We start from the raw sequence: 21,061 nt of genomic DNA, 5'->3' as shown, positions 1-21,061 counted from the left end.
CTCGGTAAAATTCATCAGTGCACAGACAGAATGGCGGACATCAGCTCATCCACATTGACCGGCGAGTGAAACTCCTGCGAGAACGTGCCGTGCTGTAACAACAGGATGCGGTCGCACACCAGCGGCAACTCCTCCACTTCACTGGAGATAAACACCACGCTTTTTCCTTCGGCGGCCAGCTCGCGGACAATACGGTAAATCTGCTGCTTGGCTTCGATATCGACGCCGCGCGTTGGCTCGTCGAGCAACAGAATCTGGCTGGCGGCATAGACCCAACGACCGATCACCACTTTTTGCTGATTACCGCCGGAAAGCGTACCAATCGGCGTTTCGCTACTGGCAGCCTTGACTGTCATCCGTTGCATCACCTCTTCGGTCAGGCGGCGGATGGTGGACCATTGCAGCACGCCGTTAGCGCTGATTTTTTGCCGGTTGGTCAGCACTGTATTTTCGTCAACGCCCAGCCAGGGAATGATCCCCGCTTCTTTGCGATTTTCCGGGGTATAGCCGATGCCGCGTTTCAACATGTCGCCGTAATCCGGGCGCGTGATTTTCTCGCCGTTGATAACAATTTCGCCCTGCTCAAACGCTTCCAGTCCAACAATCGCTTTCAGCAATTCACTGCGCCCGGCTCCCAGCAGGCCAGCAATACCGAGCACTTCACCACGACGCAGTGAAAAATTGATCTCCGCAAGTTTTGGTCTGTGGCGTAACGCACGAACATCCAGCACGATCTGGTCAGCAATTTCCTGGGCGGTAACCGGCGCAATATCAACGTGATCGCGTCCAAGCATCAGCGACACAATATGACGGGTGGAGGTGTTTTCGAGCATCACATCGCCCGCCACCTGACCATCGCGCATGACGGTGGCGCAGGAAGCGATACGGCGGATTTCTTCCATCCGGTGGCTGACATAAATCACCGCCACGCCCAGTGCCGACATCTTTTTCACGGCGCTGATCACCAGTTCAACTTCCGCACTGGCAAGCGAACTGGTAGGTTCATCAAGAATGACCACGCGCGGCTCGCCCTTCATCACTCGCGCAATTTCCACCAGTTGCTTTTGCGCCGGACTTAGCGTCGATACAAGTTGTTCAGGGCTAACGTCAACGCCCAGCGCCTGTAAACAACGCTGGGCATCCTGCGCCATTTGCGGGTAATCAATCATGCCGTTGCGGCGAGGCCATTGACCGAGGCAGAGGTTTTCCGCCACCATCAGCCCTTCCACCAGACTTAATTCCTGATAAACCGCGCGTACCCCCAGTTCAGCGGCACGGCGAGTCAGCGTAGCTTCGTCACCTTCCAGCCGCGTCTCGCCAATCCAGATATCGCCGCTGTCCGGGCGTTCGCTGCCGGTGAGCATTCGAATGAGGGTCGATTTGCCCGCGCCGTTTTTACCTAACAGCGCGCGAACTTCGCCTTTATTGAGCGTGAAATTAACGTATCCAGCGCAACAACGCCGGGATAACGCTTATTTCCTGCCACCACTTTTGCTACCGGGACTGCCTCTGTTGCCGTGAACATAGGGACCTCTGCGAATCAGCTATTAGGGCAGACCATCAACATGCGTTGCCAGCCACTGCTTACCGTCTTCCGTTTTGGTATAGAGATCGATAGGCACCTGAATCACTTTCTCACCGTCGGCTTTTTTATCGATAACCTTCAATGTTTGCGCAAAAACAGCGTTACCCATTTTCTTACCGGAAATATCCACTACCGCTTTCAGCACCTGGTTGTTTTCCAGTTCCTGGGCAATTTCAGTCGTCATATCTGAACCAAAGACGGCAATTTTCCCGGCCTGATTTTGATTACGTACTGCTTTAACTGCGCCGAGTGTCGCGCCGCCCGATTCCCCCATAATGGCGTTGCGATCCGGCGTGGAGATAATCAGTTTTTCACCGACAGAAATCGCTTTATCTAAAACAGTACCTTCCTGATTCGCGACAATTTGCGCTCCGGGAACACGGGCTTTTAATACTTCTTCAAACCCTTTACGCCGCTGCACACAAACTTCAAAAGCTTCGCAATTTATGACGGCAATTTTTGGTTGTTCAATTTTATTGGCAATAAAATAATCGGCGGCGGCATTACCCAGTTTTTTACCAAATTCCAGAGGATCGCCCACCAGATACGCCGAGACATATTTATCGACCCCTTTCTGATTAATACAGGTGTTGTAGCAAATCACTGGAATACCCGCCTCACTGGCGCGTCGAACGGTGCGGCTACTGCCATTTTCAGACACTGCCGACAAAATAATGGCATCAACATTACGCGCCACGAGGGTATCAACAAAAGTACTTTCTTTTGAAATATCCCCCTGTGCGTTGGTTTCTATTAACTGTACCTGTACTGAGGAATCTTTTGCCGCATCCTGAACACCCTGACGTACACCGGCGTAATATCCCTGAGTATCAAGATATATTGCGCCAATGGTCATTTCTTTTTCCGCAGCCCTGGCGAATAGTGCGCTACCCAAAAGCGTAGCTATTAAAATTATATTACGGGTTGCTCTCATTTTTTCAGGCATAGTGCCTCCTGTAGGGTTTTTATTTACAACGGCTTATTTTAATTATTTAGTGATGAGCGGCAGCGCATGCCGCTCAAATATTACAGTTAATAGGGTTTAGTGAACGTAGTTAAAAATAAAAGGCATCACGGTGGTGAATAATGCCGCTTTCGGCCAGGCCGGATTAATCGCCGTCAGTTCAGCGCGCACAGATTCATATTGCGCAATCTCCCCTAATCCCGCAGCCGCCAGCATCGACACCATCAGGCATTTTTCTTTATGCTGCTGTTGTAAATCGCCATACAGCGACAACAAGTCCGGTTGTGAAACAGCAAAGAAATCCGCTTCGATACTGGTTTTCGCCATCTGTTGCGCCCACTGTTTCATTTCACTGAACAGTTGCTGTGCCGTTTGTTGTTCGCCCAGCAATCGCAGTGCCATCCCTTGCCAGAAGAGATAATCGACCGGCTGATCGTTGTAATAACTGTGGATGTTAATGGTGCGATCGCCGGTCGCCGCCATTCGTAAGCAGCGCGTCGCCTCAGCTTCATCGCCCTGCGTTTTCGCGCATACTGCCTGCCAGAACCAGATGTCGTTATCAGTCTGCCCAGGTAAACGACCTTCGCTTAAATTCTCCGGATAATGCAGCGCGGCATGAAGCAGTTCGCTTGCCTGCTGCGGCTGTCTGGCATCAAGGTGTTGCCAGGCGCGTAACAACTGGTTGAGGATAAACTGGCAGGTAACTTTCCCTTCCCCGCCTTCCCACGGATGGAATTTGCGCGTGGCGAGAATGTCCGCCGCTTTGTCTGCCTGACCGGTGAGATGCCACAAATTGAGCAGTTCTGCGGTCATGTCGTCGCGTTTCAGGGCAATTTCCAGATTATTTTCCAGACGCGCCAGTCGTTTCTCCGGCGAAGATCCGGTTAACTTATCCAGCAAATCGCGTTCGAAAAGCAGACGTGCATCCTGTGGCGCAAGCTGATAAGCATTATCAAGATAACGCGCGGCCAGTTCATCATCGTGCTGCTTATTCCACGCATGGATCGCCAACCCGCGCCAGCCGTCGGCAAACTCCGGCGACATCTCTACGCAACGCTGCCATAAGGCAATGGCTTTGTCGTAGCAACGCTTGTTGTAGTAGAAGCAGGCCAGTAAATGACGGGCGAACCAACACTCTTCAATGCTCTCCAGTGCCGCCACTTCCTCCAGCGTATTCGGGAAACGGACAAACTGCGGAAAGACATCAATGGCTTTTGTCACCAGTTCGCCACGATCAGCTTTCGGCAATAAGCTCGCTTGCAGATAAAGCGGCAACGTGCGTTGGCAGTCCAGTGCGTTCAGCATCTCTGCCGCCAGGGCGGGCATTCCCCAGTTAATCAACTGCCCGGCAGTCATCAGGGCGTTCACGTCGCGCCCCTGACACAGACCTCGCCACTGCGTGAAGGCAGATTCAGAACGACCATCGAACCAGTTCAACCACCACAGGGTGGCGTTCAGCGGATAATCGCGCAGCAGTTTCTCGCGCTGTAAACGCGCATTATCCTGACGGCCGCTTAATACCAGCAGCAGATTATGCAGGCAAAGCACTTCCTGATTAGTTGGGCAGGCGCGCAGGCTTTGTTGGCAAAATCCAGCCCTGCCTCGAAGTTGCCATTACGCGCCGCCAGTCGTGCCAGACCGTAATAGCCGCCCGCTTTACTGTTGCCGCTCCAGACTGCACGCCAGAAATCCTCTTCGGCTTGTTGATATTGCCCCTGACGTTCGTAAGCACTGGCGCGAATCAAACTTGCCTGTCCGCACTGCGGGTTTTTATTCAGCGCATGTGCGCGTTTTAGCGCCTGACTGGCATATGCCACCGCTTGCGGGAAATCTGCGCGGTTATATTCCAGCATCGCCAGCGCCAGGTTGCAGCGATAATCGAGCGGATCCAACGCCACGCCGCGCAGGTAGTAATCGAACGGCGAACGGCTGGCGTGATGGTATTGCTCCAGATGCTGACCGACAAACCAGGCTTCATCTGTACTGGTAATGTCTTGTGCTGCCAGTGGCGCTTTAGCAACGTCCGGCAACGGTAGCTCTTGCGGCTGATGTTCCTGATAACTCAGTACAATATTGCCGTCAGCATCGGAAAGTTCGATAGTCAATCTGCCCGGATCAATACCGTGTAACACGCCCTGGATGGCGGTCGCTGGTGTCAGGGCTACGGCATCGTCAAGTAACACGTTGCATTTGCCGATTTCGCGGATCGCCAGACGATATCCACTCAACGGGGAGATGGCATACAGCCCCCACTCAATCCCCCGCTCGCTACGCTCTAATTTAATCACCGCGTCGCGGGAGGCGTTTTGCACCATGCCCAGAGAATGATAAGGCAGGAAATACTGCTCGAAACGCTTCTCTTCGTAAGCATCAAGCCAGGTAAAATCGGGCTGGTTGTCAGCAAAAATGCCAGTCATCAGTTCGATATACGGGCCGTTATTGTCGGTCAGGCTCTTATCCCACGCCTGACCAAATTCACTGTGTCCCCAGCTCCACTGTTTTTTACCTGGTGCAATATGGTGGTTGGCAACGTGAAGCAAACCGCCATCTTCATCGTGACACCACGCGCCAACAAAATCGTACTGTGATTTTTCGGCCATATATGATGTTGGAACGGGTACATTTTTATAACGAGAAATGTCCACTCCGGCGGAGTAATCCACTTTGTAATAGGTTCCGGTGGCAATGGGGAAAGCTGAAACGGCCCGTTTGCCATGATCGAATACCGCAGTCACATCCGGTGGGAAAACACTCTGATGCCCTTCACCACCTTTCACCGCCGGATTGGCCCACCACAAAAAATGACGCGGCGTAGCATTGCCGTTATAGACGCGGCTGGCGATTTCCAGTGCGGCACGGTCAGGGCGCAGCGTGAAACCGGTCATCACCTGTAAACCGTGCATCGGCTCCGTTTCGCCAACCCATACAGTCTGTGCGCCATCTTCATGTGCTTCGATGGCGAAATCAACGGGCATAAAGGTGGTCGGGCGATGGTGTTGCGGCCAGTTAAACTCAATCCCGCCCGAGATCCACGGCCCCAGCAGCCCTACCAGCGCCGGTTTTATCACCTCATTGTGATAGACAAAATCGCGCTGTTTTACTTTATCCCACGCGCGATGCACACGACCGCCCAGTTCCGGTAGGATCATCACTTTGATGTAGTCGTTTTCCAGCCATACCGCCTGCCACGATTTCAGGGTTTTCTGCTCGCTCAGCGTATCCGTCACGCCATAGGGATAAACCGCGCCGGACGATCCCTGATAAACGCGATTTTCCAGAAACATGGGATGTATATCCTGCGGCCCGGTTTCATAGGTCGGGATCTCAACGCGCTCTTGCCACACTTTTACTGGAGTCATGGTGCCCTCAATATTAACAAGACATACTGAATTAAAAGATTTGTGGCAGTGTATTGAACAATCTGGCAATGTTTTCGCGGAATAATCACGCAATTAACTAAACAAGGTTTAGTGAAGATGAGAGCCTGCATTAACAATCAACAGATCCGCCACCATAACAAATGCGTGATTCTGGAGCTGCTGTACCGGCAAAAACGTGCCAATAAATCGACGCTGGCCCGACTGGCGCAAATTTCGATTCCGGCAGTCAGTAATATTTTGCAGGAGCTGGAAAACGAAAAGCGGGTGGTGAATATCGACGATGAAAGCCAGACGCGCGGGCATAGCAGCGGCACATGGCTCATTGCACCGGAGGGTGCCTGGACGCTGTGTCTGAACGTTACGCCCACCAGCATTGAGTGTCAGGTCGCTAATGCCTGTTTAAGTCCGAAAGGTGAATTTGAACGCTTTCAGATTGACGCTCCGACACCGCAGACGCTATTGGCGGAGATCGAAAAATGCTGGCATCGCCATCGCAAACTGTGGCCAGAGCGCACTATCAATCTGGCGCTGGCAATTCACGGCCAGGTTGATCCGGTCACCGGCGTATCGCAAACCATGCCGCAAGCGCCGTGGACAGCGCCGGTTGAGGTGAAATATCTGCTGGAAGAGAAGCTCGGCATTCGGGTAATGGTCGATAATGACTGCGTGATGCTGGCGCTGGCGGAGAAATGGCAAAAAAATTCGCAGGGGCGTGATTTCTGCGTGATCAACGTTGATTACGGCATTGGCTCGTCGTTCGTGATTAACGAGCAAATTTATCGCGGCAGTTTGTATGGCAGCGGACAGATTGGTCACACCATCGTTAACCCCGATGGCGTCGCCTGTGATTGTGGATGTTACGGCTGCCTGGAAACCGTCGCCTCGTTAAGCGCATTAAAAAAGCAGGCGCGGGTATGGCTAAAATCACAGCCGGACAATACTCAACTTGATCCCGAAAAACTGACTACCGCGCAATTAATCGCTGCCTGGCAAAGTGGAGAACCGTGGGTCACCAGTTGGGTTGACCGCAGTGCTAACGCCATTGGTTTAAGTCTGTATAACTTCCTCAACATCCTCAATATTAATCAGATTTGGCTGTATGGTCGTAGTTGCGCCTTTGGCGAGAACTGGCTTAATACCATTATTCGCCAGACAGGGTTTAATCCGTTCGACCGCGATGAAGGGCCTGGCGTGAAAGCGACGCAAATTGGCTTCGGGCAATTAAGCCGCGCGCAACAGGTGCTGGGGATTGGCTATTTGTATGTTGAAGCGCAGTTACGGCAAATTTAATGCCGCGATAACGTAACAAGGCTTCCCGAAGGAAGCCTCGCGATGATCACAAACGTAAGATTGCCTGATGCGCTACGCTTATCAGGCCTACACGGATATTGCAATGTATTGAATTTGCAAAGTTTTGTAGGCCGGATAAGGCGTTCATGCCGCATCCGGCATGAACAACGAGCACATTGTCAGCAAACCACCGTTTCGCTTATGCGTAAACCGGGTAGCGAGCGCAGATGTCGAGAACTTTACCTTTGATGCGCTCGATAACCGCTTCATCATTGATGCTGTCCAGCACGTCACACATCCAGCCAGCCAGTTCTTTCGCTTCTGCTTCTTTAAAGCCGCGACGGGTAATCGCCGGAGTACCCACACGAATACCGGAGGTCACAAACGGGCTCTTCGGATCGTTCGGTACACTGTTTTTGTTCACGGTGATGTTAGCACGGCCCAGAGCGGCGTCAGCTTCTTTACCGGTCAGGTTTTTATCAACCAGATCAACCAGGAACAGGTGGTTATCAGTACCGCCGGAAACCACTTTGTAGCCGCGCTCGAGGAACACTTCTACCATCGCTTTGGCGTTTTTCGCGACCTGCTGCTGGTAAGTTTTGAACTCCGGCTCCATCGCTTCTTTCAGCGCTACTGCTTTACCGGCGATTACGTGCATCAGCGGACCGCCCTGCCCACCCGGGAAGACAGCAGAGTTCAGTTTTTTGTACAGTTCTTCGCTACCACCTTTCGCCAGGATCAGGCCGCCGCGCGGACCCGCCAGGGTTTTGTGAGTGGTAGTAGTGACAACGTGAGCATGAGGAACCGGGTTCGGATAGACGCCAGCAGCAACCAGGCCCGCAACGTGTGCCATATCAACGAACAAGTAAGCACCGATGCTGTCAGCGATTTCACGCATTTTCGCCCAGTCAACCACGCCGGAATATGCTGAGAAGCCACCGATGATCATTTTCGGTTTGTGTTCTTTCGCTTGTTTTTCCAGATCTGCGTAGTCGATATGACCTGTTGCATCGATACCGTAAGGAACGATGTTGTACAGTTTACCGGAGAAGTTAACCGGAGAACCGTGAGTCAGGTGACCGCCGTGTGCCAGGTTCATACCCAGAACGGTATCGCCTGGTTCCAGCAGCGCGGTGTAGACCGCAAAGTTAGCCTGGGAACCGGAGTGCGGCTGAACGTTAGCGTAGTCAGCGCCGAACAGCTCTTTCGCGCGATCGATCGCCAGTTGTTCGACGATATCAACATACTCGCAACCGCCGTAGTAACGTTTACCCGGATAACCTTCAGCATATTTGTTGGTTAGCTGAGAGCCCTGTGCTTGCATTACGCGCGGGCTGGTGTAGTTTTCGGAGGCGATCAGTTCGATGTGCTCTTCCTGACGTACTTTTTCCTGCTCCATAGCCTGCCACAGTTCGGCATCATAATCGGCAATGTTCATTTCACGCTTTAACATCCGCATCTCCTGACTCAGCTAACAATAAAATTTTTTCGCCTAATTTTGGCGGTCCTGATGGACAACGGCGAACAGTATAACCGAATCATTCTGCGATAACAGGTCTTGACAAAGGAATTTACGCAAACGATTACCTTCAAGCACGTCAAGGCTTTGGTGAATAAAGGACTTACTCCCGGAAACGGATTTCTTTTCAGGTTTGTGATGCAAATTTTTCACTTCATCACATTCCTAATGAAAAACACCAAGGAACCATTTACAGGACAGGGTTATTTTTTATAAGATGCATTTGAGATACATCAATTAAGATGCAAAAAAAAGGAAGACTCTATGCTTGACGCTCAAACCATCGCTACAGTAAAAGCCACTATCCCTTTGCTGGTGGAAACAGGGCCGAAATTAACCGCCCATTTCTACGACCGTATGTTTACTCATAACCCAGAACTCAAAGAAATTTTCAATATGAGTAACCAGCGTAATGGCGATCAACGTGAAGCCCTGTTTAACGCCATTGCCGCCTACGCCAGTAATATTGAAAACCTGCCTGCGCTGCTGCCAGCAGTGGAGAAAATCGCGCAGAAACACACCAGCTTCCAGATCAAACCGGAGCAGTACAACATCGTAGGCGAACACCTGCTGGCCACCCTCGACGAAATGTTCAGCCCGGGTCAGGAAGTGCTGGACGCATGGGGCAAAGCGTATGGCGTACTGGCAAATGTGTTTATCAATCGCGAAGCAGAAATTTATAACGAAAACGCCAGCAAAGCCGGTGGCTGGGAAGGTACGCGCGATTTCCGCATTGTGGCTAAAACACCACGCAGCGCATTGATCACCAGTTTCGAACTGGAACCGGTCGACGGTGGCGCAGTGGCAGAATACCGTCCGGGACAATATCTCGGCATTTGGCTGAAGCCGGAAGGTTTCCCGCATCAGGAAATTCGTCAGTACTCTTTGACCCGTAAACCGGATGGCAAAGGCTATCGTATTGCAGTGAAACGTGAAGATGGCGGACAGGTATCCAACTGGCTGCACAATCACGCTAACGTTGGCGATGTCGTTAAGCTGGTGGCTCCGGCTGGTGATTTCTTTATGGATGTAGCGAATGACACGCCAGTGACCTTAATCTCTGCGGGTGTCGGTCAGACGCCAATGCTGGCGATGCTCGACACGTTGGCAAAAACAGGCCATAGCGCCCAGGTGAACTGGTTCCATGCTGCAGAAAATGGCGATGTTCACGCCTTTGCCGATGAAGTTAAGGAACTGGGGCAATCGCTGCCGCGCTTTACCGCGCATACCTGGTATCGTCAGCCGAGTGAAGCCGATCGCGCGAAAGGTCAGTTTGATAGCGAAGGTCTGATGGATCTGAGCAAACTCGAAGGTGCGTTCAGCAATCCGGCAATGCAGTTCTATCTCTGCGGCCCGGTTGGCTTCATGCAGTTTGCCGCAAAACAGTTAGTGGATCTGGGCGTGAAGCAGGAAAACATTCATTACGAATGCTTTGGCCCACATAAGGTGCTGTGATTTGATATTGCCGGATGGAAACATCCGGCAACCCCGACGCGGTTTAAATTGCCGCGTCGTCCTCTTCACCGGTACGGATACGAATGACCCGTGCCACGTCAAAGACGAAGATTTTACCGTCACCAATTTTACCGGTTTGCGCTGTGCGAATAATGGTGTCTACACAGGTATCCACAATGTCGTCGGGTACGACGATCTCAATTTTCACCTTCGGCAGAAAATCCACCATATACTCCGCGCCGCGATACAGCTCGGTATGGCCTTTCTGGCGGCCAAAACCTTTCACTTCGGTTACCGTCATACCGGTAATGCCGACTTCAGCCAGTGCTTCGCGGACATCGTCCAGCTTGAAGGGTTTAATAATCGCATCAATCTTTTTCATGCTATTCCTTGAAAAGGTCGCCTGTCTTTTGATCTGCTAAACGTAACACATTACGCCAATTCATTCCTTGAAATCGTTTGCATCCAGTTCGTGTCGGGAAAGCAGTTTATAAAATTCTGTCCGGTTGCGCCCCGCCATTCTCGCCGCGTGGGTGACATTGCCTTTGGTGATTTGCAGCAGCTTGCGCAAGTAGTTGAGTTCAAACTGATTACGCGCCTCAACAAAGGTGGGTAGCGCCGTGTTTTCTCCTTCCAGCGCCTGCTCCACCAGCGCATCACTAATCACCGGAGATGACGTCAGCGCCACGCACTGTTCAATCACATTCACCAACTGGCGCACATTGCCCGGCCAGGTGGCGGTCATCAGGCGCTTCATCGCATCGGTGGAGAACGCACGGACAAACGGTTTATGTCGCTCTGCCGCCTGACGCAATAAATGGTTTGCTAACAACGGAATATCTTCCGTGCGCTCCGCCAGTGCGGGGATCTTCAGACTAACAACGTTGAGGCGGTAATAGAGATCTTCGCGGAACTCACCTCGCGCCATCGCTTTTGGCAGGTCGCGATGAGTGGCGGAAATAATCCGCACGTCGATATCAATATCGCGGTTGCTGCCCAGCGGACGGACTTTGCGCTCCTGCAACACGCGCAGCAATTTTACCTGTAACGGCGCGGGCATATCGCCAATCTCATCGAGAAACAGCGTACCGCCTTCCGCCGCCTGGAATAAACCTTCGCGATTGCTGACGGCACCAGTAAACGCGCCGCGTGCATGACCAAACAGTTCTGACTCCAGCAACTGTTCAGGCAATGCGCCACAGTTAATGGCAATAAACGGTTTGTTGTTGCGTGGGCTGGCGTTGTGGATCGCCTGGGCGAAAATCTCTTTTCCCGTGCCGCTCTGGCCGTTAATCAGCACACTAACGTCAGACTGCGCTACCAGCCTCGCCTGTTCCAGCAAACGCAGCATCAGCGGACTGCGGGTGACAATAGCCTCGCTCCAGCGTCCGTCGGTGGCTGGCGCGGATTGCTCCAGCGCATCGTCAATTGCCTGATACAACGCGTCTTTATCGACGGGTTTGGTGAGGAAACTAAACACGCCTTGCTGTGTCGCGGAAACGGCATCGGGAATGGAACCATGCGCGGTGAGGATGATAACCGGCATCCCCGGCTGCACTTTCTGGATTTCGGCAAACAGTTGCATACCGTCCATTTCATCCATCCGCAGGTCGCTGATGACTAAATCTATTTTTTCGCGATTCAGTACCCGCAACCCTTCAGCGCCACTTTCCGCCGTGACCACGCTGTAGCCTTCGCTGGTCAGGCGCAGACCAAGTAATTTCAACAATCCGGGATCATCATCGACCAATAATAAATGCGCAGGTTTATGGCTCATCAGGGGTGACCTCATTGGTAGATGGCGCGGGCTTTTCACTCTCGTGCGTCGCGTCCGGCGCGAAATTTCCGGCAGGTTTACGGGTCGAGAGCTGACGTTCAATATCGGTCAGATTTTCCAGTTTACGGGTGGTAAGCTCCAGTTGCTGCTGTAGAACGTGATGTTGCTGGCGCAAAGCATCCAGCTCGCTATCGCTGGACTGCTGGAGTTTACTGTAGCGTTGACGCTCTTCCGCCAGTTGCAATTGTAACGCCTGACCATCGCGCCAGAGCTGATACAGCGGGCGAACCTGCGCCGGGATCTCGGTACTTAACGCGTCAATGCGCGCAACTAACTGGCGGCGCTCAAAAGGCGTAATTTTAGCGTCGGCCAGCAAAATTCCCTGTTTAAAGGTATTTTGCCAGCTACCGTCGCCATACTTGCGGGCTTCCTGACGCGATTGCGCTGGCATTAAGCGGTTGGCACAATCCATCGCCCGTAGCCAGTAAAGCGGGTTAGTTTCGGTTGATTTCCCTTGCAGCGCCCAGATGTCACTACATTCAGTAGGAAGATAATCAGCCAGTTGATAAACCGGAATTTTTTCTTCTGCTGGCGTATTAAGAGCTGGTTTATTGTAACTCTGCACACAACCCAGCAATGCCAGACAAGGCAACCCCGCCAGCCATAGCCGCCGGGGCAAAATTTGTTGAAAAATGTGTCGCATATTCACCAGACTTAGAGCCTTTCCCAGTGGGCGTAATTGTTGCAGGAAGTTTGGACATGGACAGCGCGAAGAAACCGGAGCGTACACGTAGTACGTGAGGATTTCGAGCACTGCCCGGGGCCAAACTGGCAAATAAAATAGCCTAATGGGATAGGCTCTTAGCATTATTTCGTGTTTTTTGACGCAGGCAATTCAATACGGAAACAAACGTCTTGCCCGCTCTCATCGACCAGATACAGTTCCCCTTGCATACGGCGAATACAATCCCTGGCAATGCTTAATCCCAGACCGCTGCCCTTCACCGCCCCTTTTCGCTGGTGACTTCCCTGAAAAAAGGGTTCGAAGATCATGGCGCGTTCCTCTTGCGGAATGGGCGTACCTGTATTGATGACATCAATGTAAACCCGCGCACCATGTAAGCTGCTGTGAAGGCAAATGTTACCGGATTCAGCCCCGTAGTGCACCGCATTGGAGTAAAGATTATCCAGCACGCTCATCAACAACATTGGCTCTGCCTGGCAAACTGTTGCCTGCAGATCGACGTCGGTATGCATCATTTTAGCCCGTGCAGGCAAGCTGTGAGCGGAAACTACCATCTCCACCAGTGGTGCAAGCTCGACGTTCTCCAGTGCCACCGCGCCGTCCGCCTGTTTACGGTTGTAATCAAGCAGTTGTTCGATCAGCTTTTGCAGATTGCGACTGCTGTTATCGAGAATGCTCACCACCTCTTTCTGCTCTGCCGTGAGCGGCCCAACAACCTGATCAGCAAGTAATTCAGTACCTTCGCGCATACTCGCCAGCGGCGTTTTTAATTCATGAGATAGATGTCTTAAAAACTGATGGCGTTGAGATTCCAGCCATGACAGGCGCTCGCTTAACCAGATAATTCGTTGCCCGACCGAACGTAATTCACGAGGGCCGCTGAACGAAACGCTATTCCCCAGAGAACGCCCTTCCCCCAATCGGTTGATCATCCGTTCAATATTTTTTACCGGACCGATAATCATCCGTGTGAAAAGCAGCACCATTACCAGGCTTACCAGAAACAGTACCAGCGATTGCCAGCCAAAATATTGCCCACGTTCGGCAATTTCTCGTTGCAGTTGCTGCCCACGAGAGAACACCACGGTGCGCGTGGCCTGTACCATTTCAGTATTCGCGTTGGCGAAGGCTTCCAGACGCGCAGCAGCGGCGGCATCGGGGCCGCTGTTGTTGCACTGAAGTTGGGCGAGATTGTTCAAATCCTGACGCAATGCCTGGTAGAGTTTATCGTCCGGCAGCACGCCTGCGTGGGCGTCGAGCATTTCGCTGTAACGCTTGCGCTGGCTTTGGTAGACCTTCGCCAGGGTGGGATCGTCCAACACGCAATACTGACGGTAGCTACGCTCCATCTCCAGCGCCGCGTTGGTCATCGCTTCACTGCGCCGGGCATCGATAAGCGTCGTGCGGTTGACCAGCGCCGCCTGATCGCTAAGTACATTCAGGCTTTGCCAGGCTTGCCATGCCAACACTAACAAGGGCAGCAGGATCAGCAGGAATGCCAGCGTTACCAGTTGTCGTAATGAATGGGGAAAAACGGGCCAGCGTTTCAAGGCATTACTCTCGTCAGACGCGAATAACGTGATGCTAACCGAGGGGCTGTTCAGATACAACAAAGCCGGGAATTACCCGGCTTTGTTGTGGAATAAGGCGGTGCCTAACTCGACGTTTCGCCCGATGGTTGATATAGCTACGCTGATATCAGAAGTTGGACGGCAGGCACCTTGTTGTGCGTCATTCGGTTTTTATGTAGCACGTCCCGAAGGGGCTGACATAAGTGGGTGAATGAGCCACTGTTTACTATTATGCATTAACTGTGCCAATAAACAAAATAGTTTGATAACGTACTGATTGTACGTTGTTTTGATAGGTTTATGAGTGCTTCAAGATTTGACTATAAATCAGCCGTTGTGTCGCCTAAAAGAGACGGTCAAAGATAAAATTATTAGTCTTAAATAAAATCAATAGGTTAAATGTCGCCAATGAGCGACACGGTAAACCACCCATTGTCGTGATTTACAGACACAAAAAAGCTCCCGGAGTTGGGAGCATATGATAGTGGTTGGTGTTTAATGCCGGATGCGGCGTAAACGCCTTATCCGGCCTGTAAAACCAATGCGTTGCGTAAAATATCCGCAGTCTTACCCCAACTGCTTACGCGCATTGCGGAAAATACGCATCCACGGGCTATCCTCACCCCAGTTTTCCGGGTGCCAGGAGTTGCTGACAGTGCGGAAAACACGTTCCGGGTGCGGCATCATGATGGTGACACGACCGCTTTCAGTCGTGACCGCCGTAATGCCGTTCGGGGAACCGTTCGGGTTAGCCGGGTAAGTTTCAGTGACTTTACCAAAGTTATCAACATAGCGCAGCGCCACCAGCCCTTTGCTTTCCAGTGCCGCCAGATGCGCAGCGTCACGCACTTCCACGCGCCCTTCACCGTGAGAAACAGCTATCGGCATCTGTGAACCCACCATCCCCTGCAACAGCAGTGACGGGCTTTGGGTCACTTCAACCAGACTGAAACGCGCTTCAAAGCGATCGGAGGTGTTACGCACAAAACGTGGCCACAGGTCACTACCAGGGATCAATTCACGCAGATTAGACATCATCTGGCAACCGTTACATACCCCCAGCGCCAGCGTTTGCGGACGATGGAAGAAGGTTGCAAACTCATCGCGCACACGGTCGTTGAACAGGATAGACTTCGCCCAACCTTCACCTGCGCCCAGCACGTCACCGTAGGAGAAACCACCGCACGCGACCAGGGCGTGGAAATCCTCCAGGCCAGTGCGTCCAGCCAGCAGGTCGCTCATATGCACGTCGATAGCATCGAAGCCCGCACGGTGGAACGCTGCCGCCATTTCAACATGCGAGTTCACACCCTGCTCACGCAGCACAGCAACTTTCGGGCGCGCGCCAGTGGCAATAAACGGTGCCGCCACATCTTCGTTGATATCGAACGACAATTTCACATTCAGACCCGGATCGGCATCGTTAGATTTCGCCTGGTGTTCCTGATCGGCACACTCCGGATTGTCACGCAGACGCTGCATCTGCCAGGTGGTTTCTGCCCACCAGACACGCAACGTGGTGCGACTTTCGCTGAATACAGCCTGCCCGTTGGCCGTAATCACAAAACGGTCACCAGAAACAGCCTGACCGACATAATGGACACAATCAGCAAGTCCGTGCTGTGCCAGTACGCCTTCTACGGCTTCACGGTCTGCAGCGCGTACCTGAATCACCGCCCCCAGCTCTTCGTTAAACAACGCGGCCAGGCGATCTTCACCCAGAGTTGCGATATCTGCTTCAATGCCGCAATGACCGGCAAACGCCATTTCCGCCAGCGTCACCAACAGGCCACCGTCAGAACGATCGTGGTAGGCGAGCAGCTTACGTTGGGCGACCAGCGCCTGAATGGCGTCGTAGAAACCTTTCAGTTGAGCAACATCGCGCACATCTGCCGGTATATCGCCAAGCTGACGATATACCTGCGCCAGCGCCGTTGCGCCCAGCGCGTTATTGCCTTTGCCGAGGTCAATCAGCAGCAGTGCGTTATCTTCGGTAGAAAGCTGCGGCGTAATGGTGTGACGCACATCTTCCACACGGGCAAATGCAGAGATTACCAGCGACAGCGGGGAGGTCATTTCGCGCTCTTCATTACCTTCCTGCCAGCGGGTTTTCATCGACATAGAGTCTTTACCGACCGGGATCGTCAGGCCGAGCGCCGGACAAAGCTCTTCGCCCACCGCTTTCACTGCTTCATACAGGCCCGCATCTTCACCAGGGTGGCCTGCCGCCGCCATCCAGTTGGCGGAAAGTTTGATGCGTTTAATATCGCCAATCTGCGTAGCAGCAATGTTGGTTAACGCTTCACCGACCGCCAGACGAGCAGAGGCGGCAAAATCCAGCAGCGCAACCGGCGCACGTTCACCAATTGCCATTGCTTCACCGTAGTAGCTGTCGAGGCTGGCGGTAGTAACCGCACAGTTAGCTACCGGTACTTGCCACGGACCGACCATCTGATCGCGCGCCACCATGCCGGTTACGCTACGGTCGCCAATGGTAACGAGGAAGGTTTTCTCTGCCACGGTCGGCAGATGCAGCACGCGTTTCACCGCGTCAGCAATAGTAATCCCTTCACGAACCAGCGCGTCGCCTTTCGCTTTCAGCGTTTGTACATCGCGGGTCATCTTCGGCGTTTTACCAAGCAACACGTCCAGCGGCAGATCGATCGGCTGATTATCAAAATGACTATCGTGCAGAGAAAGATGCAGTTCTTCGGTTGCTTCACCAATCACCGCATATGGCGCGCGTTCACGCTTACACAGTTCGTCAAACAACGGCAACTGATCGGCGGCAACGGCCAGCACGTAGCGTTCCTGGGATTCGTTACACCAGATTTCCAGCGGACTCATCCCCGGTTCGTCGCTAAGAATATCGCGCAATTCGAATTTACCGCCACGCCCGCCGTCACTCACCAGTTCCGGCATAGCGTTAGAAAGACCACCTGCACCAACGTCATGGATAAACAGGATTGGGTTTGCATCGCCCAACTGCCAGCAGCGGTCGATCACTTCCTGGCAACGACGTTCCATTTCGGGGTTGTCGCGCTGTACAGAGGCGAAATCGAGGTCGGCATCAGACTGACCGGAAGCCATAGAAGACGCCGCTCCGCCGCCAAGACCGATGTTCATTGCCGGACCACCGAGGACGACGAGCTTAGCACCAACGTTGATCTCGCCTTTCTGCACATGATCGGCGCGGATGTTGCCGATCCCGCCCGCCAGCATGATCGGCTTGTGATAACCACGCAGCTCTTCGCCATTGTGGCTGTTCACTTTTTCTTCATAAGTACGGAAGTAGCCGTTCAGTGCCGGACGGCCAAATTCGTTGTTAAACGCCGCGCCGCCCAGCGGGCCTTCGGTCATAATGTCCAGTGCGGTAACAATACGTTCCGGTTTACCAAAATCTTCTTCCCACGGCTGTTCAAAGCCTGGAATACGCAGGTTGGAAACGGAGAATCCAACCAGGCCGGCTTTCGGCTTCGCGCCGCGTCCGGTTGCGCCTTCATCACGGATTTCACCACCGGAACCGGTCGCCGCACCCGGCCACGGAGAAATTGCCGTTGGGTGGTTGTGGGTTTCCACTTTCATCAGGATGTGAGCCGGTTCCTGATGATAATCGTAGCGCCCCGTTTCATGGTCGGCAAAATAGCGGCCTACTTCGGAACCTTCCATCACGGCGGCGTTATCTTTATATGCAGAGAGAACGTGATCTGGTGTGGTTTCGAAGGTGTTTTTAATCATCTTGAACAGCGATTTTGGCTGTTGTTCACCGTCGATAATCCAGTCGGCGTTAAAAATCTTGTGACGGCAGTGCTCAGAGTTCGCCTGGGCGAACATATAAAGCTCGATGTCGTTCGGGTTACGACCAAGCTTTGTGAAAGCGTCTTGCAGATAGTCAATCTCATCTTCTGCCAATGCCAGGCCAAGACGCAGGTTAGCGTCGATTAGGGCCTGACGCCCCTGTCCCAGCAAATCAACGCTGGTAACCGGAGCCGGTTGATGATGAGCAAACAACTGCTTTGCATCATCTAACGCAAAAAAGACCGTTTCCATCATGCGGTCGTGTAGTTCAGCGGTAATCTGCTGCCATTGTTCGTGAGTCAGCGTACCGGCTTCAACATAGTAAGCAACGCCACGTTCAAGACGGTTTACCTGTTGCAGCCCGCAGTTATGGGCAATATCGGTCGCTTTCGAAGACCAGGGAGAGATGGTGCCAGGACGCGGAGTCACCAGCAGTAGTTTGCCTTGCGGGGCATGGCTGGCGAGTGCCGGGCCATATTTCAGCAGGCGTTCAAGTTGCGCGTGCTCATCATCGTTTAACGGTGCATTGAGGTCAGCAAAATGGACATACTCGGCGTAAATGTTGTGAACCTGGAGCCTGGCAGCCTGAAAACGTGCCAGCAGTTTATTGATTCGGAATGCCGACAGTGCAGGCGAACCACGCAGAATTTCCATCATAAGTCTCTCGTCTTCTAAGCTTTCGGTGTACCCAAAGGGGGGAAACGGGCGTCATTATAAAGAATCTGGCGTGCTGACGAAACCGTTTGCGTGGAAATAAAATCGCCGCCGTGGATTAGCTACGCGTGCCGCCAATATCTGTAATAAGTTGCCAACTGGCGCGGGTTTACGCAAAATGCCGCTCATTTATGATGAAACCTTTCTACATTATTACGATTTTTCAGGCAGGGAAAAGCACGACGCAGAGAATTAACTAATTGAAAAAATTAAAGATTAATTATCTGTTCATCGGTATTCTGGCACTGCTTCTCGCGGTCGCTCTCTGGCCATCCATTCCCTGGTTTGGTAAAGCCGACAACCGTATCGCCGCCATACAAGCGCGGGGAGAGTTGCGCGTGAGTACTATTCACACACCTCTCATCTGGAACGAAATCAACGGCAAACCCTTCGGGCTGGATTATGAACTGGCCAAACAGTTTGCTGACTATCTTGGCGTTAAACTGAAAGTCACCGTGCGGCAGAACATCAGCCAGTTATTTGACGATCTCGATAACGGTGATGCCGATCTGCTGGCTGCAGGGCTGGTCTATAACAGCGAAAGGGTTAAAAATTATCAACCCGGCCCAACCTATTATTCCGTTTCACAACAACTGGTCTATAAAGTGGGTCAGTATCGACCACGTACGCTGGGTAATCTGACGGCGGAAAAGTTGGCCGTCGCACCTGGGCATGTTGTCATTAATGATCTGCAAAAACTGAAAGAGACTAAGTTCCCGGAATTAGGCTGGAAAGTGGACGACAGAAAAGGGTCTGCGGAGTTAATGGAAGATGTTATCGAAGGTAAGCTGGATTACACCATTGCCGATTCTGTCGCTATCAGCTTGTTCCAGCGCGTTCACCCGGAACTCGCCGTGGCGCTGGATATTACCGATGAACAACCCGTGACCTGGTTTAGTCAATTAGATAACGATAATACGCTTTCTGCTGCCCTGCTCGATTTCTTCAATGAAATGAATGAGGACGGCACACTGGCGCGTATTGAAGAGAAATATCTCGGGCATGGCAATGATTTTGATTATGTCGATACGCGCACGTTTTTACGCACCGTTGATGCTGTTCTGCCACAGTTAAAACCGCTATTTGAGAAATACGCCGAGGAAATTGACTGGCGTTTGCTGGCAGCGATAGCTTATCAGGAATCGCACTGGGACGCGCAGGCGACTTCTCCGACTGGCGTGCGCGGCATGATGATGTTAACCAAAAATACCGCGCAAAGCCTGGGCATTACCGACCGTACTGATGCCGAACAAAGCATCAGCGGCGGCGCGCGTTACCTGCATAATATGATGAGTAAAGTGCCAGAAAGCGTGCCAGAAAATGAGCGGATCTGGTTTGCGCTCGCCGCCTATAATATGGGCTATGCACACATGCTGGATGCCCGTGCCCTGACGGCAAAAACTAAAGGTAATCCTGATAGCTGGGCCGATGTTAAACAACGTCTGCCTTTGCTTAGCCAGAAACCCTATTACAGAAAGCTGACTTACGGCTATGCACGTGGGCATGAAGCCTATGCTTATGTAGAAAATATTCGTAAGTACCAGATTAGCCTGGTGGGTTACTTGCAAGAAAAAGAAAAGCAGGCAACAGAAGCGGCGATGCAGTTGGCTCAGGATTATCCGGCGGTATCGCCAGCGGAATTGGGTAAAGAAAAATTTCCCTTTCTCTCATTTCTTTCGCAGTCGTCATCTAATTATCTGACGCACTCCCCTTCTCTACTGTTTTCCAGGAAGGGAAGTGAAGAGAAACGAAATTAATCTGTCGCGGATTGCGCTTTTTTCTGCGCTTTGATTTCCTGACGGCGCATTCGGAAAAAATCGCTGAGTAGCGCCGCGCACTCATCCGCCAGTATTCCTTCCGTAATTTCCACTCGATGATTCATGCCCGGGTGGTGAAGTACATCCATTAATGATCCGGCGGCGCCAGTTTTCGCATCACGCGCGCCAAAGACCACGCGACCAATACGGCTGTGGATCATCGCTCCGGCGCACATCACGCACGGTTCCAGCGTGACATATAATGTCGCGTCGATCAGGCGATAGTTTTGCAGCACCAGCCCTCCCTGCCGCAGCGCCATGATTTCTGCATGAGCTGTAGGATCATGGCGACCAATAGGTCGGTTCCAGCCTTCACCGATTACCCGGTTGTTATGCACCAATACCGCGCCGACCGGCACTTCCCGCTCGTCCCAGGCACGTTTCGCCAGCGTCAGCGCATGACGCATCCAGTATTCGTGACTAAATTCGACTTCAGACAAAAAGAA

11 protein-coding genes and 2 pseudogenes are annotated in these 21,061 nt (G+C 52.4%); 3 read left to right on the top strand and 10 right to left on the bottom strand.

Annotated features, from left to right (window positions below; translation table 11 throughout):
- Positions 1-14 precede the first annotated feature (14 nt).
- From C1192_RS22795 to C1192_RS22785, 3 genes and pseudogenes are all read right to left on the bottom strand, one after another.
- Positions 15-1,525, bottom strand: a pseudogene (locus C1192_RS22795) (sugar ABC transporter ATP-binding protein).
- Positions 1,526-1,547: 22 nt separating this feature from the next.
- A complete protein-coding gene (locus tag C1192_RS22790) occupies positions 1,548-2,531 on the bottom strand; it encodes a substrate-binding domain-containing protein (protein WP_038354387.1) in 984 nt (327 codons plus the stop codon).
- Between the two features lie 96 nt (positions 2,532-2,627).
- Positions 2,628-5,908: pseudogene (locus C1192_RS22785) on the bottom strand (DUF5107 domain-containing protein).
- A 117-nt stretch (positions 5,909-6,025) separates the two neighbouring features.
- Between C1192_RS22785 and C1192_RS22780 the strand changes: the two are divergent.
- Entirely contained in the window at positions 6,026-7,219 is a 1,194-nt protein-coding gene (locus tag C1192_RS22780; protein ID WP_038354386.1) for an ROK family protein, read from the top strand.
- Between the two features lie 199 nt (positions 7,220-7,418).
- On the opposite strand, the gene glyA is transcribed toward C1192_RS22780, so the two are convergent.
- The gene (gene glyA, locus C1192_RS22775; RefSeq protein WP_000919159.1) at positions 7,419-8,672 is read right to left on the bottom strand and encodes a serine hydroxymethyltransferase; all 1,254 of its coding nucleotides are present in this window, start codon (positions 8,670-8,672) and stop codon (positions 7,419-7,421) included.
- 330 nt (positions 8,673-9,002) lie between these two features.
- Between glyA and hmpA the strand changes: the two genes are divergently transcribed.
- Complete coding sequence (hmpA, locus tag C1192_RS22765) at positions 9,003-10,193, top strand: NO-inducible flavohemoprotein (protein ID WP_038354385.1); 1,191 nt, start codon at positions 9,003-9,005, stop codon at positions 10,191-10,193.
- A 43-nt stretch (positions 10,194-10,236) separates the two neighbouring features.
- On the opposite strand, the gene glnB is transcribed toward hmpA, so the two are convergent.
- The 5 genes from glnB to purL form a co-directional block, all read right to left on the bottom strand.
- The gene (gene glnB, locus C1192_RS22760; protein WP_000717694.1) at positions 10,237-10,575 is read right to left on the bottom strand and encodes a nitrogen regulatory protein P-II; all 339 of its coding nucleotides are present in this window, start codon (positions 10,573-10,575) and stop codon (positions 10,237-10,239) included.
- 60 nt (positions 10,576-10,635) lie between these two features.
- Complete coding sequence (glrR, locus tag C1192_RS22755) at positions 10,636-11,970, bottom strand: two-component system response regulator GlrR (protein WP_001516890.1); 1,335 nt, start codon at positions 11,968-11,970, stop codon at positions 10,636-10,638.
- On the bottom strand, positions 11,960-12,673 hold the full coding sequence (qseG, locus tag C1192_RS22750; protein WP_001215851.1) for a two-component system QseEF-associated lipoprotein QseG: 714 nt from the start codon (positions 12,671-12,673) through the stop codon (positions 11,960-11,962). The genes glrR and qseG overlap by 11 nt, the downstream gene beginning before the upstream one ends.
- A 164-nt stretch (positions 12,674-12,837) precedes the next feature.
- Positions 12,838-14,265, bottom strand: coding sequence for a two component system sensor histidine kinase QseE/GlrK (gene qseE, locus C1192_RS22745; RefSeq protein ID WP_001516892.1), 1,428 nt, complete (start codon positions 14,263-14,265; stop codon positions 12,838-12,840).
- A 588-nt stretch (positions 14,266-14,853) separates the two neighbouring features.
- Positions 14,854-18,741 carry a phosphoribosylformylglycinamidine synthase gene (gene purL, locus C1192_RS22740; protein ID WP_038354384.1) on the bottom strand — a complete coding sequence of 1,296 codons (3,888 nt, stop codon included), beginning with the start codon at positions 18,739-18,741 and terminating at the stop codon, positions 14,854-14,856.
- A 257-nt stretch (positions 18,742-18,998) separates the two neighbouring features.
- On the opposite strand from purL, the gene mltF reads away from it, so the two are divergent.
- Positions 18,999-20,555: a membrane-bound lytic murein transglycosylase MltF gene (mltF, locus tag C1192_RS22730; protein ID WP_038354383.1), complete on the top strand. Its 1,557-nt coding sequence runs from the start codon at positions 18,999-19,001 to the stop codon at positions 20,553-20,555.
- Here the strand turns inward: mltF and tadA are convergent.
- Entirely contained in the window at positions 20,552-21,055 is a 504-nt protein-coding gene (gene tadA / locus C1192_RS22725) for a tRNA adenosine(34) deaminase TadA (protein WP_001516895.1), read from the bottom strand. The genes mltF and tadA overlap by 4 nt on opposite strands.
- Between the last annotated feature and the right edge of the window lie 6 nt (positions 21,056-21,061).

The sequence above is a fragment of the Escherichia marmotae genome (assembly GCF_002900365.1).
GTDB classification, from domain to species: Bacteria; Pseudomonadota; Gammaproteobacteria; order Enterobacterales; family Enterobacteriaceae; genus Escherichia; species Escherichia marmotae.
Note: the sequence above shows the minus strand (reverse complement) of the source record. Positions and strands in the feature narration are given on the sequence as shown.

What these genes read in the sequence shown, in the direction of transcription:
- purL (WP_038354384.1), bottom strand. Translation starts at nt 18,741, where the DNA reads ATGATGGAAATTCTGCGTGGTTCGCCTGCACTGTCGGCATTCCGAATC.
- glnB (WP_000717694.1), bottom strand. Translation starts at nt 10,575, where the DNA reads ATGAAAAAGATTGATGCGATTATTAAACCCTTCAAGCTGGACGATGTC.
- glrR (WP_001516890.1), bottom strand. Translation starts at nt 11,970, where the DNA reads ATGAGCCATAAACCTGCGCATTTATTATTGGTCGATGATGATCCCGGA.
- glyA (WP_000919159.1), bottom strand. Translation starts at nt 8,672, where the DNA reads ATGTTAAAGCGTGAAATGAACATTGCCGATTATGATGCCGAACTGTGG.
- C1192_RS22790 (WP_038354387.1), bottom strand. Translation starts at nt 2,531, where the DNA reads ATGCCTGAAAAAATGAGAGCAACCCGTAATATAATTTTAATAGCTACG.
- hmpA (WP_038354385.1), top strand. Translation starts at nt 9,003, where the DNA reads ATGCTTGACGCTCAAACCATCGCTACAGTAAAAGCCACTATCCCTTTG.
- C1192_RS22780 (WP_038354386.1), top strand. Translation starts at nt 6,026, where the DNA reads ATGAGAGCCTGCATTAACAATCAACAGATCCGCCACCATAACAAATGC.
- qseG (WP_001215851.1), bottom strand. Translation starts at nt 12,673, where the DNA reads ATGCGACACATTTTTCAACAAATTTTGCCCCGGCGGCTATGGCTGGCG.